This window comes from Pseudomonas sp. Pme6b (assembly GCF_058129925.1).
This window is the reverse complement of sequence record NZ_JBYJZN010000001.1, coordinates 41,628-54,719: the sequence shown is the minus strand read 5'-3', so window position 1 is coordinate 54,719 and position 13,092 is coordinate 41,628. Positions and strand designations below refer to the sequence as shown.

Genomic DNA, 13,092 nt, shown 5'->3' with positions numbered 1-13,092 from the left:
CTAGGGAATCTCCGAACAAGTCCCGGTTATGCGAAAATCGCCTGACCACCTGATCCGAGCCTCCCATGAGCCAGATGAGCTTTTCCGATTTCGAATATGCCAGCAAGCGCAAGCAGACACGCCGCGAACGCTTCCTCGCCGAGATGGATCAGGTCGTCCCCTGGACAGGTCTGCTGGGCCTGATCGAACCGTTCTACCCCAAGGCCGGCGGTGGCAGAAAACCTTATCCGCTGGAAACCATGCTGCGCATTCACCTGCTGCAGAACTGGTTCTCCCTGAGTGATCCGGCCATGGAAGAAGCGCTCTACGAAATCACCCCCATGCGCCAGTTTGCACGCCTGACGTTGAGTGCGCCGATACCGGAAGACACCACGATCATGAACTTCCGGCACCTGCTGGAGAAACATCAACTGGCTCCTGCAATCCTCGCGGTCATCAACGGTTATTTGCAGGAAAAAGGCCTGTCGCTGCGCCAGGGCACCATCGTCGATGCCACCATTATTCATGCCCCAAGCTCGACCAAGAACAAAGACGGCGAGCGTGATCCCGAGATGCATCAGACAAAGAAGGGTAACCAGTATTTCTTCGGTATGAAGGCCCACATCGGCGCTGACGTTGAGTCTGGACTGGTTCATCACGTCCATGGCACTGCGGCCAATGTGGCCGATGTCACTCAAGTCGCCGAACTGCTCCACGGGGAAGAAAACGCGGTCTATGCGGACGCTGGCTACACCGGTGTCGAGAAGCGTGAAGAGCACGAAAATCGTAACGTGATCTGGCAAATCGCGGCGCGGCGCAGCACGTATTCCAAGCTGAACAAACGCAGCCTGTTGTACAAAGCCAAGCGCAAGATCGAGTACTGCAAAGCGCAGACACGCGCCAAGGTCGAGCATCCGTTTCGGGTCATCAAGCGCCAGTTTGGTTACGTGAAAGTACGCTTTCGTGGGCTGATGAAAAACACGGCCCAACTGACCACGCTGTTCGCCCTGTCGAACCTGTGGATGGCTCGAAAGCGACTAATGGGTTTGGGTGAGTTGCGCGCTTAACACGGAAAACCGAGCGAAAAACGCGCTCGACTCACACTGCATCAGACCGTTTTCAGAAAAATAGCGCTATGTGCCTGGCAAATTACGGCTTGCCACCGCTGCGCGGCAAGTTGATCGGAGCATCCCTAAGGAACAGCGCGCAATTGAACCAAACTGGGGACGGCTTACTATCAGTGTTGAACCTAGATATGCAGCACAGTTGACACGCGCAATGGCCAGTCTGATGGACAAGGAAAAAGCGATAGCGCAAGGTAAAGTCGTAGGCCCGGCGAAGTACGGTAAGCAAACTGATTCTGCCATTCTTTACATAAATGGCGATCTTGCAAAATCAGCAAAACTGGGCGAAAAGCTGAAAAAAATGAGCGGAATCCCCTCGGAGGGATTCGTCGAACACACACCGCTGTGTATGCATTCGACAGGTCGTGGTCTTTCCTATGCTGAAAAAGTTCCAGGGCAATCGGTTAGTCATGGAGAGGCTAGGTCACACGTCATCTTGGACGCTTTGAACGACCAGGGCCCGATGGAAGTCAGGCTCAAGAGGGCGCTGGAAGCAAGAGGCTATGATCCGGAAAATCCGGCGCTAAGAAAAAACTAAAATTAGCCGGCTGTTCATGCATAGGAATTTCAAAATGCCTATGCATCAAGCTGACGCTATGGAAGGAGGCGTCATGCCTTCATAGCGACGCCAGGACCGACACCGAAGCTGTATTTTGCGCAGATGGCCAAAGCCTTTCTAAACGTCGATCCGTTCAGCTGCGTGCTGTGTGGCGCGCGGATGGTATACTCGGCGGCAATCAACGGGCTGACGGTGCAGGGACTGGTCCTCACCGCTCAGGCGATCGCGCAGATGAGGTACGTGAAGCCCTGACAGGGGGAAGGTGCGTCCGCACCTAGGCTTCGCGGTGAAATAACCTGCATTAACGCTTACTGATAGGGATTTTCACTGCATAAGTAACCCATCAGCGGCTTCCTAGGCATCGCTATGAAGGCATGACGCCTCCTTCATAGCGTCAGCCTGATGCATAGGCATTTTGAAATTCCTATGCATGAACCTGCAGTCAGACGGTCGCCTGACGGTCCTTCAGGCGACTTTCAACGTACTCCCGAGCTTGTCGTTCGAGTTGATCGGTATGACGCGCGAGTTGCTTCTCTGCTTTGCGCATCTCCTTGAGACCCCACTTCTGCACAAGGCGGTCGTAGATTGCTCCAGCTTCTGGAGAATCGTAAATTGGCTGAACGTTGAGTATCTGCATCATCCCTTTCGTACTCTCAGACCGTGTATTCATCACAATCTGGGTGTTGTGTGAATCAATAACTTGCATGCCTGCTGACTCGTAAAATGGCACTTTTTTGATCGTGCACGTCAGCTCAGTGTGGGGGTACAACCCGATCAGCGCTCTCATCAATTCACGACCTATACCACGGCATCGATGAGACTGCCTCACACACATGTAATTGACTCCGCAAGCCTCGGGATGAGTAGCCACAGGCAAGTACAGAACAAAACCGGTCACAACCTCTGTATCTACCTCATCAAATGCCACTAAAAGCTCTACGGGTTTGCCTGGCTCTTCTGAAATTCGACTCAGATATACGCCCACCTCTGTAGGCAGAGCCCAACGAAAAACCTCGTACATGAGATTGCTTGGCGGCACCGAATTCAAGCTCAGCTCAGTAACGTTGTCGGTGACCAACTGGATAACCTGGTCACCAACGCCATACGGAATGGGATGTGTGTCGTATCGGGTAATAATCATTATGAAACCTTAGGATAACGTGTAAGGGGGCTAATCCAAGGCCGTTTTCCGCTTGGCGGCATTACTGCCGGGAAACAAATGTTTGGCGTCAATCCGCACCATTACGGGCTTTCCGCCCATGACGGAAATTTCGGCGGTTCCGGCTTACAACCCCTTGTTGATCGAGTCGTTCAGCACTTTGGCCGGGACGAACTTGATGGCTTTCTTGGCAGCGATTTCGATAGCGGCACCAGTCGAAGGGTTGCGGCCAGTGCGTGCTGGACGCTCTGCAACTTTCAGTTTGCCGATGCCCGGTAGAGTGATTTCTGCACCGCTTTCCAGTTGGTCGGCAACGATCTGTCCCAATTGCTCAAGAGCCTTACGCGCGGTGGTTTTTGGCGCATCGATAGCTTCTGCAATACCAGCAACCAATTGGTCTTTCGTCAGAGCCATGGTGGTGTTCCTTCCAGATCAAATTCATTTGGATTGCAGAGTAAGGCGTCAGCTTTGGGCAGGCAAGAGCCCAGCTCTCCAGTAGCAGCCCCCATTGATCACAAAAGGTAGAGACACGAACCAGGCTTGAGTTCGGCCCGAACACTCACTGACTGCAGCGCAAGACGGGGTCTGGGGAGCAATGGAACAGGGAAGTCAGTTAAGCGCAATTTCCTGATGGTCAGTGCATCGTTGGGGAGTTGGATCCGCAGCAATGCTTGAATTTGCGTCCACTGCTGCACGGACAGGGGGCGTTGCGTCCAATTTTCGGTCCTTCTCTGCGTAGTGGTACATCGAGTGGTGTCTGTGCCAGCGGCCATCGATGAGGCTCGAAGAAGCGATAGATTATCGTCAAACTGGCGATCATCATCTCAATCACTTCTTCACGCTTTTCGTTAGTAACCGACGGTGGTCGCAGCGCTGGATCGGGGTCATTCTCATAGGCCAAGACCATGATGGGGAGCATCGGCCCGCTATGTTCGTCGCTGTCGATCAGGTCACGCCAACTTCCAGGTCGGGCCTGAACTCCGCGCATAAAGCCCAGAGCCCAATCGTTGCCGTAAGTAATGCCATCACCATCCTCCAACAGCACTGGCAAATACACGTCAGGCTCCTCCAGCGTGTGAAGCAATACCGATGCAATCGTATTCCAGTGGCGCATGATGAGCCCCATCATGTCGGTAGCCTGAGCGTTGCTCTCAAAACTGAAATTCTCGCCCCAGATTTGTGGCAGGTACTCGCTGGGAGGCACCATCTCCGGACCACAGATCAGTGCCGCAAAATAGCCGTCAAGCATTTCAATGTTCATGGCCGGTGAGCCAATGGCATCAAGAAAACCAGTCAGCCTATCGAGTTCGGCCTCGGTCAGCGCTTGTTGGAAAGGTGGATGGCTCATGGGTGTTTGTTCCAATAGAGTTGAGTAATTCAGATTCTGATGCTTTCCCAAGTGGGCGCAGTTCTCCGCGTGCGACGGCTTCCGGCACGGAGAATGAGTAGCGCCCAAGCATGTTGATATGCTCATGACCAAACGGCGAAAGCCGCGCCTCGTCTTCGGGGCGCACCGGATAGCCTTCGTGGCGTAACTGCGTGAGTATCGCGTCCATGTACAGGGTGTTCCACAAAACGATCATGTTTACGACCAGGCCGAGCGCACTCAACTGGTCCTCCTGCCCCTCGCGGTAGCGCTGGAACAGTTCGCCGCGCTTGCCGTGGAAGACCTCGCGAGCCAGACTATGGCGACCCTCGCCGAGATTGAGTTGCTGCAGCGTTGCGCGCCTGCGCGACTCGTCGTCAATGAAGTTCAGTGTGTGAATGGTCTTGTCGATGCGACCAATTTCAGCGATGGCCTGGGCCAATCGTGTCGGTCGCTCATCGACCTGCAGGGTGCGCATGATTCCCATCGCTGGCACCAAGCCAAGTTTGAGTGATCCAATCAAACGCAGTACGTCGTCCCAATGCGGTGTAATGCGGTCAAGGTTGACACATTGTTTTGCCAGTGCATTGAGTTCGCCATAGTCGGCTTGCGCATCAACTCGCCAGAACCGCGTGCCACCGATGTCGGCCAAGCGTGGGCTAAACCTATAGCCCAGAAGCCGGAACAGGCCGAACACTACATCGCTATAGGCTCCATTGTCGGTCATGATTTGCGTGGGCTGCAATTCGGTCTGCTGCTCTAGCACGACCGCCAGTAGCACCAGGCTGTCGCGTAAGGTGCCGGGGACGGTAATCGCGTTCAGCCCCGAGTATTGATCGGACAGCAGATTATACCAAGTCACGCCGCGTCCACGATTGAAGTATTTTGGGTTTGGTCCGGCATGCACGGTGCGCACAGGCACCACAAAACGCATGCCATCAGCCGAAGCCACATCGCCGCCGCCCCAAGTGCGGGCCAGTGCGATGCGGTTTTGTGCGGCTACCAGGACGGCATTGCAGGCGGTCAGGGTGTCATCACGCACGTAGTTTTGATCAACCCACAGCAGTCTGTCCCGCCGCAGTGCTGGTGTGTCCTGGCGTACAAACGGTTCGGGGCCAGTGTTGCAGGCTTCGGCCAAGAGCACCGCGCACAGACTGGTGTTTAGATCGGTGGCACGTGCTGTGCGTTCGGTCAGATGCGAGAACGCCTCCATGCAGCCGGTGCGGGCGGTGATCTCCAGTAGGATTTCCGGCAGATCGACGCGCGGCATGCGGGTCTTGATCTCATTACGCAAAGCAATCAGCGACGCCGGTTCCGCCAGTGCTTCCAGAGGGCTAAGCACGAGCTCTATCTTGTCGCCAATCGTTTCAAAGCGAACCGCGTCGTTGTCGGGCAGGCGTTCAGCGACACGCCGATAGGTTTCATCTAGTTCCTGCGCCAACGCGGCTAAGGTGGCCTGCGGTTGCACGCTCAGCTCCAGTGAGCGACAAATGACAGGCCGCGCAGCCTCCCACTCGGTCCCTTCTAATAGGCCCGCGCGCGGGTCGGCATATCGCCAGCTGGAGCTGACAAATACGTCGCGCCGACGAATCGCTACACGCAACTTGGCGAGGACACAGAAGGCAAAGGCTTTAGCATTGATCTTGCCGTCCTCTCCCACGACATGGCGTTGCCACGCCTTGTCCACAATGGTGATGGCTGGATCATGATCTGGCCTCTGATGCAACCATTGCAGTGCCTGTACCAGTGGGCGTGCTGTCGGATTGGCATCGAACTGGATGACACGCAGCAGCGTCGGCAAAAAACGCGTCACAGTCGCCTGTTTGGCCGCCAGTTCGGTGTAAAAAACATCGTCTGGCGGACGCACCAGCGTACCAATATCGTTCAGGGCCTGGCTCAGTTCGTCTTGTCCAATAGCGGCATACACTCGCTCGCGTAATTCGCCGTCTGGCAGACTTGGGTCGAGCAGCATTCGACATGCGCTGGCCAGCGTTGAAGCAGCCCGATCCAAGTCCTTCAACGTACGCTGCCTGGTCTTGCGATCTTCCTTTTGCGCCTTACTAAACAGTTCGCGCAACAACTGGTCGAGCACATCAAGGGCATCGTCATGAGCACTGGCTTCTAGGCTGTGGACAAAAGACACCAGGGTAGCCATGCGCCGTGCGTATGGAAGTCTGGCCACGGCTGAGACTTTGGCTGTGCTGGCAAAGCGTGCCAATGCCCCGATGCGACTGGGCGGCACCTTGGTGTTAGGCAGTTTGATTCCCAGATCACGTATCGTTTCGATGCGCAACAGTGCTTGTACCAGTGCAGGGGCACTCACGCGTACCGGCCCCTTGCGCAATCGATCAAGCCAGGATTGGCGACTGCCCTCGACAGGGTCCAGCAAATCGTCGAGGCGTTGGCGCTGGACATCTGTCACGTCACGCGTCAGCAGCCGCCAAAGGCGCGACTCCATGCGCGACCGCACCTCGGCAACGAACCGCTCCAAAAGGGTGACGCCAGGCAGCAGTACCTTGTGACCGATCAACCAACTGTTGGCATGCTCGAAAAGCACACTCGGACGGTCGGTGCCTGTCCAACACAGGGCGCATAGCCAGCGGCCAAGGTGAAATTGATTGCCGGTGTCTGTGAACTCACTGTAGGCATAGCGTGCGCGAATTTCTGTTGTGTGCTGCCAGCGTTGTCTGGTTCTGCGATAAGCTGCGACGCAATCGGCAAATTCAGGAATATTGAGCTGGGTTGCGAGGGTGCGCAGTACGGCTTCTGGCACGGCCGTTGGGTCTTCCAGAAAGGTGCCAAGAAAGCGCACGGTTGTCAGTTGTAGTGCATAGCCCAGACGACTGCTGTAACGACGTTTGGTGGCGATCCACTCGCGGTCATCATCGTCCAGGTGGAAGTAGCGCGTCAGCTCTTCACTGGAAAGTGTCTCTGGATAGCGAGCGTAGCGTTCCCGTTGTGTGGCGGACAGGAAGCTAACGGGCATGACATCAAACCGGCTGTCGGGCGAGGGTACGATAGACGGTTGGTCGTGAGATCGAGAACAGTTCAGCCAGGTCGCTGATCGAATATTTACTCGTATCGTACATCCGCCGTAGCTCCTTTTGCTGACGATCGGAGAGCTTGGGCTTCTTACCTCTTAGTTTTCCCTTGGCTCGTGCGACGGCCATGCCCTCGCGAGTACGCAGTCGGATCAGATCGGCCTCAAACTCGGCGAAGGTAGCGAGGATGTTGAAAAACAGCTTGCCCATGGGATCAGTCGGGTCATGGATGCTGGACCCAAGCTGTAGTTTCACGCCACGTGCCGCAAGACTGTCGCCGATCGTGCGAGCATCGGGAACAGAGCGGGCGAGCCGATCGAGTTTTGAGACAACGAGGATATCGCCATTGCGCACAGCCGCAAGGGCCTGATCAAGGCCAGGGCGCGCTCTGTTCGTCCCGGTAAAACCAGGATCAGTGTAAATACGATCTGGTGCCACACCGAGTTTCAGCAGGGCATCATGCTGTGCAGTAAGGTCCTGTTTGTCGGTCGAACAACGAGCATAGCCAATCAGAGTCTGAGTCATGCCCAAAAATGTAACGTAAAGCCCCCCTTCAACGCAATAAATTTAGTACCAGCTAAATGAGACGCCTAGTGTGGCGTATTTACGGGTCTTGAACGATCGATTGCTTAGCGTCCGTTGAGCGACCCTCTTACGGACAAGATTTAACGAGGCAGCCGGCTGTTTGTATGGTGGGAGGCCTTAACTGACTTCCCTGTTCCATTGCTCCCCGGACCCCGGAAACCGGCCGGCAAGTCAGTCCTCGCTGACATGACCCTTTAGCTATTGAATACCCTCTACCAGAAGGATCTGTGCATGACCTTGCCTTGCTCTCGTATCAGCCGGTTCGCCTTGTCGGTGTGGTCGATCTGGATAGCCGCCGCCACTTTCCAGGTCGAACCGTGATTTCGCAGAGCGGCCTACTGTCTTTTAGACCGGTTAAGACTTTTGGACTCTTGCAATTCATCTATCGTGTGGATTATGACATTGAATAATTTTACAAGGTTTTTTGCTGCACTAATAACTTTAGCTTTGGTAGGCGAAGAGTCAGCCCAAGCTCGGACCTATAAATTTTGGTGGGAAGGATACATCCCTCCTGTTATATTCCAAACTCCGGAACAGGGCTGTGAATATATATATTATGTCGAGCTTCCGGGGATTTCCTCGTATTATCGTCCGGAAAAGAGTTTTTATGATCCCGACTTCAAATTTAAGCGTTTTCAATGCGGCTCTGATTTGAATCAAGGATATTTTGGATCTGTAGACTATGGGGAAGTGACATGTGATGATTCGGAGGTTCTAGACTTTCCTAGCATGCAGTGTAAGCGAATTGGTGCCATTGGGCGTGCAACTGAAATTTCTACTTGTGATGTACCAACAAGCACGCCGGATGTTTTTGTAGGTAACCCAGTAAATGTTATTTCCGGAAACAAAATGCAACAGGAGATTGACTTTACAGCTGGCGGGGCCCATAGCATAAAAGTTTTTCGTACTTATAATAGCTTGAATGGGGCCTGGGTCCATAATTTTTCCTCACGCCTGGATTTCGCTAGCGGCTCTGTGGTTGTGATAAAAGGAGATTCCGGAGCATCAGCTTATACAGAAAAGCCAGGCGTTTATACCTCCGTTTCAGATATCGGAAAATTGAGCTATGACGGAGTCAATAGCCAATGGATCTATAATTCTGTAGACCGCTCAACATATTTTTACTCCGCCATTGGGAAATTAATAAAGATTTCCAACCCTGACGGCGGAAATGTGACTCTGAATTACGTAGTTGGTAGTTCGAGTACTAGAATACAGTTATCAGACGAGTATGAAAATATTGTTGAACTAGAGGAAGACTCTAGGCACCAGTTGTTAAGCATGAAAAGCAAAGACCTCATGGTAAACTACACTTATAATTCAAGTGGCATGCTATCTCGTGTAGCTAAGTCAAACGGGAGTGTCGAGATGGTGCGCTCTTATAAGTATGAAAGCCCTAGCTCTGATAAGTTCCTAACAGGGATACTTAATGAACGAGGAATCGTTTATGCCAGTTGGGAGTACGACAGCCTTGGTCGTGCCGTTTCCTCAAAGCATGCAAATGAATCTCAGAAAACTGAGATTACCTACGGAACAGGTTATTCTACGGTTATAAACTCTTTGGGACGCAAGTCGATTTATCATTACGACGTTATTGGAGGCATACAGAAGATTACATCTATTGAAGGAGAGCCTACGCCTAATTGCCCCTACAGCAACTCCACCTATACCTACAACGATCGCGGCCTCGTACTAACTAAAACCGATGCCAAAGGCTTGATCACCACTTATGAGTACAACGACAGGGGCTTTGAAATCAGCCGCACCGAGGCCAGTGGTACTACGTTGGCACGCACCACTACAACGGAATGGGACCCTGATCGTTTTCTGCCTATCAGGGTAATTGAACCCAATCGAGTTACCGTGTATAGCTATGACAATCAAGGACGTGAGCTCACTCGGCAGAGCACATCCCGATGAGCACTCCCTATTTCAAGGGTCTGAGCATGACCGTTTCTTTCTTGCGCAAAGCCACTGTGGGAATTGCCTGCACCTGGCTGGCATTCTCTGTGCAAGCAAGCACCATCAGTCGCACTTATACAGCCCTTGGGCAGCTCGCAAGTATCGTTGGTGCGCGTACTGATGTGGATGACGTCACTCGTTACGCATACGACGCTCAAATTGAAAAAGGCATTTCATGAAAAGTAAAAAGATTTTTTTCAAGATTTTTTTTGTCTTTATTGCTCAAGCTATATACTTGTCGCCTGTTCGTGCAGACGTTTATAAAACTTGGAGGACGGACGGCAACCTTCCTGACGCTTATTTTGAAACGCCAGAGCAGATGTGCGAAACACTATATGAGTCGTGGCCGCATATGACACAGTTCTATAAACCCGAAAATAATCGATATATATCTCAGTTCTATTACGCATGTGGTTTTAACTCTTCTTATCCAACTACGTTTGGCGATGGAGTGTTGATTACACTAAACTGTCCTGAGGGAGAGAGACCAAATCCACGGTACAGTGCTTGTACAAAGGAGTCTGCTAAAGGGCGCGATGATCACTCTATGAGTTGCTCGAGCCCATCAACTCTAGCAGGGAATCCTATCAATGTCACATATGGAAATAAGATTCAAGATGAAACTGACTTTGAATCGAAAACCATGAGGATTTCGCGTTTCTATAATAGCTCGGACAGTCTTTGGAGACATAATTTTTCTAGCTACCTTTTCTTTTCGGATCGATCTGCGGTTATGGTAAGAGCGGACGGTAAAGAAAATCTATTTTCGCCGAGTACTGAAAATTACATTTCCGAAACTGATGTCGGAATTCTAAAAAAGGAAAACGATTCGTGGCGATATGACGGCTTAAATCATGAGGTATTATTTTTTTCAGCTTCGGGTGATCTGACTCAAGTTAATGATCCGCAAGGGATTATATATAAGTTGGTTTACAGTAAGCGAGGTACAGGGCGTGAGATAGTTGTAAGCAATAACTATGGCGAGTCTGTTGTCTTGGTAGAAGGCGCGCGACGTAGGATTAAATCAGTAAAGACAACTACGCAAGATATTACTTTCGTATATGATGATAATCAAAATTTGACCGAGCGGCAACTGACTTCTAACGGTAGTGTCTCTATCAGAAAGTATCACTACGAAGACTCTTTAAGCCGTAATCTACTTACAGGGATTACAGATGAGCGAGGTGTTCGCTTTGCCACTTGGGCTTATGACAGGGCAGGTAGGGCTATTTCCAGTCAGCATGCAGGTAATGCGGGTGCGGTCAAGATATCTTATACATCTGACTTATCCAGTGTCGTAACAAATGAGCTTGGTAAAGATACAACATATAGGTACGAAATTATTTCCGGCGTGAAGCGATTGGTCGAAGTTAAAGGCGAACCTACCCCCGACTGCCCAGCTACCAACTCCTCCTACACCTATAACGACCGCGGCCTCGTACTGACCAAAACCGATGCCAAAGGCTTGATTACCACTTATGAGTACAACGACAGGGGCCTGGAAATCAGCCGCACCGAGGCCAGCGGTACTAGCTTGGCACGCACCACTACAACGGAATGGGACCCTGATCGTTTTCTGCCAATCAGGGTAATTGAACCCAATCGCGTGACTGTGTATAGCTATGACAATCAAGGACGCGAGCTCACTCGGCAGAGCACATCCCGATGAGCACTCCCTATTTCAAGGATCTGAGCATGACCGTTTCTTTCTTGCGTAAAACTGCAGTAGGTATTGCCTGCGCCTGGCTGGCATGTTCTGCCCAGGCCGGCACGATCAGCCGGACCTATACTGCCTTGGGGCAGGTTGCGAGTGTGGATGGCGCGCGTACTGACGTGGATGATGTTACTCGGTATGCATACGACGCCCAAGGCAACCTTACAACGGTGACCAACGCGCTGGGTCAGGTCTACACGCTTGCCAGTTTCGACAGCTACGGCAATCCGCAAAGTGTCACTGACCCAAACGGGGTGGTGACGACCCTCAGCTACACCCCTCAAGGCTGGCTGGCCAGCCTGACTGTTGATTCATCAACTACCCAATACACTTACAATGAAGTCGGTGATCTGCTGCAAGTGACGACGGCGGATGGCAACTGGGTCAAGTACAGCTATGACGATGCACGTCGGCTTATCGGCGTGCGTAACCGCCTGGGTGAAAGCATCAATTACACCCTCGACCCAATGGGTAACCGGACGGCGGAGCGGACCAAGGACGCCGATGGAGCCGTGGTCCATCTTCAGCGACGGGTGTTCGATGAGTTAGGTCGTCTGATCCGGGTTGTGGGTGCTGGTGATCAGACGCAGCGCTACGGCTATGACCTGAACGACAATCAGTCGAGCGATACCACGCCGCGTAATCATAAAACGCATCAGGCGTTCGACGCTCTGAATCGGGTCAGCAAGATCGTCGATCCTTTGCAGGGAGTGACGGCCTTAGGCTACAACTCGGACGACAAAGTCACCAAAGTAGTCGACCCGCGTGGCGTGACGACGCTGTACACCTACGACAGCTTAGGCAACCGCATCAGCAGCAAAAGCCCCGATGGCGGCACCAGCACTTACGCCTACGACGAGGCCAACAATCTCATTCGCAGCACTGATGCACGTGGGGTTGTGACGGAGTACGCCTACGACGCACTCAATCGTCTGACCAGTAAAAGCTATCCAGCCACGCCTGCGCTTAACATCAAGTTTCTTTACGACCAGACCGCTGATGGCAATCTCGGACTTGGCCACCTCACCGGCCTACAGGACAGTGCCGGGGTTCTGACGTATACCTACGACGCCAAGGGCAATCTGGTCAGGCAGTATCGCTCAGTGGGCGTTAACAGCGGCGACTATTACGAAATGCTGAATTACGGGTATGACGCCGCCCGTAATCTGGTGCAAATCGGCTATCCATCAAGTATCAACCTGACCTACACCCGCAATAGCGCGGCACAGGTAACAGGCGTCAAACTGGCCATTGGCAATAAGACAGCCACACTGGCAAGCAACATTTCCTACCTGCCTTTTGGTCCAGTCAATTCTCTGACCTGGGGCAACGGCATCCTGCTATCGAGAACCTATGACCAAGATTATCAGCTGACCCAGCAGCAGGTCGGTAACTGGCAGACCACTTATCGTTATGACGCTGACAGCAACATCGCCGAGACAGCCACAAGTCTGTGGGGTGCGGTGCAGTATGAATACGATGCACTGGGTCGTTTGACTCAGGAGCAGACCAATAGCCTCAAAAAGGCATACAGCTTCGACGCTACAGGCAACAGGGGGAGTATCAGTTTTTTTGTGTTCGGGCTGGTTAGGGCCTGCCGTCA

The 13,092-nt window shown here is 52.6% G+C and carries 9 protein-coding genes and 3 pseudogenes; 7 read left to right on the top strand and 5 right to left on the bottom strand.

Annotated features, from left to right (window positions below; all coding sequences use genetic code 11):
- The first annotated feature begins 65 nt into the window (after positions 1–65).
- From AC4ANE_RS27955 to AC4ANE_RS27945, 3 genes and pseudogenes are all read left to right on the top strand, one after another.
- Positions 66–1,046, top strand: a complete 981-nt coding sequence (locus AC4ANE_RS27955) for an IS5 family transposase (protein WP_044424202.1) — start codon at positions 66–68, stop codon at positions 1,044–1,046.
- A gap of 70 nt (positions 1,047–1,116) precedes the next feature.
- Positions 1,117–1,641, top strand: coding sequence for a T3SS effector HopA1 family protein (locus tag AC4ANE_RS27950; RefSeq protein ID WP_460409031.1), 525 nt, complete (start codon positions 1,117–1,119; stop codon positions 1,639–1,641).
- A gap of 93 nt (positions 1,642–1,734) precedes the next feature.
- Positions 1,735–1,914: pseudogene (locus tag AC4ANE_RS27945) on the top strand (IS91 family transposase); the annotation flags it as partial.
- Positions 1,915–2,104: 190 nt separating this feature from the next.
- Here the strand turns inward: AC4ANE_RS27945 and AC4ANE_RS27940 are convergent.
- From AC4ANE_RS27940 to AC4ANE_RS27920, 5 genes are all read right to left on the bottom strand, one after another.
- Positions 2,105–2,803 (bottom strand): GNAT family N-acetyltransferase, encoded by a 699-nt coding sequence (locus AC4ANE_RS27940; protein WP_031598793.1) that lies wholly within the window; start codon positions 2,801–2,803, stop codon positions 2,105–2,107.
- 144 nt (positions 2,804–2,947) lie between these two features.
- Positions 2,948–3,235 (bottom strand): HU family DNA-binding protein, encoded by a 288-nt coding sequence (locus AC4ANE_RS27935; RefSeq protein WP_004667956.1) that lies wholly within the window; start codon positions 3,233–3,235, stop codon positions 2,948–2,950.
- A gap of 220 nt (positions 3,236–3,455) precedes the next feature.
- Positions 3,456–4,169, bottom strand: a complete 714-nt coding sequence (locus tag AC4ANE_RS27930; RefSeq protein WP_002556089.1) for a YecA/YgfB family protein — start codon at positions 4,167–4,169, stop codon at positions 3,456–3,458.
- Entirely contained in the window at positions 4,120–7,173 is a 3,054-nt protein-coding gene (locus AC4ANE_RS27925; RefSeq protein WP_057446565.1) for a Tn3 family transposase, read from the bottom strand. Before AC4ANE_RS27925 ends, AC4ANE_RS27930 begins: the two co-directional genes overlap by 50 nt.
- A 4-nt stretch (positions 7,174–7,177) precedes the next feature.
- Positions 7,178–7,753, bottom strand: a complete 576-nt coding sequence (locus tag AC4ANE_RS27920) for a recombinase family protein (RefSeq protein ID WP_031599078.1) — start codon at positions 7,751–7,753, stop codon at positions 7,178–7,180.
- A gap of 462 nt (positions 7,754–8,215) precedes the next feature.
- On the opposite strand from AC4ANE_RS27920, the gene AC4ANE_RS27915 reads away from it, so the two are divergent.
- From AC4ANE_RS27915 to AC4ANE_RS27900, 4 genes and pseudogenes are all read left to right on the top strand, one after another.
- Positions 8,216–9,733 (top strand): DUF6531 domain-containing protein, encoded by a 1,518-nt coding sequence (locus AC4ANE_RS27915; protein WP_460409077.1) that lies wholly within the window; start codon positions 8,216–8,218, stop codon positions 9,731–9,733.
- Positions 9,730–9,933, top strand: a pseudogene (locus AC4ANE_RS27910) (hypothetical protein); the annotation flags it as partial. The gene AC4ANE_RS27915 and the pseudogene AC4ANE_RS27910, both read left to right, overlap by 4 nt.
- A 17-nt stretch (positions 9,934–9,950) precedes the next feature.
- Positions 9,951–11,444, top strand: a complete 1,494-nt coding sequence (locus AC4ANE_RS27905; RefSeq protein WP_081023342.1) for an RHS repeat domain-containing protein — start codon at positions 9,951–9,953, stop codon at positions 11,442–11,444.
- Positions 11,441–13,045: pseudogene (locus AC4ANE_RS27900) on the top strand (RHS repeat protein); the annotation flags it as partial. The gene AC4ANE_RS27905 and the pseudogene AC4ANE_RS27900, both read left to right, overlap by 4 nt.
- Positions 13,046–13,092: the final 47 nt, after the last annotated feature.

What these genes read in the sequence shown, in the direction of transcription:
- AC4ANE_RS27955 (WP_044424202.1), top strand. Translation starts at nt 66, where the DNA reads ATGAGCCAGATGAGCTTTTCCGATTTCGAATATGCCAGCAAGCGCAAG.
- AC4ANE_RS27920 (WP_031599078.1), bottom strand. Translation starts at nt 7,753, where the DNA reads ATGACTCAGACTCTGATTGGCTATGCTCGTTGTTCGACCGACAAACAG.
- AC4ANE_RS27930 (WP_002556089.1), bottom strand. Translation starts at nt 4,169, where the DNA reads ATGAGCCATCCACCTTTCCAACAAGCGCTGACCGAGGCCGAACTCGAT.
- AC4ANE_RS27940 (WP_031598793.1), bottom strand. Translation starts at nt 2,803, where the DNA reads ATGATTATTACCCGATACGACACACATCCCATTCCGTATGGCGTTGGT.
- AC4ANE_RS27935 (WP_004667956.1), bottom strand. Translation starts at nt 3,235, where the DNA reads ATGGCTCTGACGAAAGACCAATTGGTTGCTGGTATTGCAGAAGCTATC.
- AC4ANE_RS27905 (WP_081023342.1), top strand. Translation starts at nt 9,951, where the DNA reads ATGAAAAGTAAAAAGATTTTTTTCAAGATTTTTTTTGTCTTTATTGCT.
- AC4ANE_RS27925 (WP_057446565.1), bottom strand. Translation starts at nt 7,173, where the DNA reads ATGCCCGTTAGCTTCCTGTCCGCCACACAACGGGAACGCTACGCTCGC.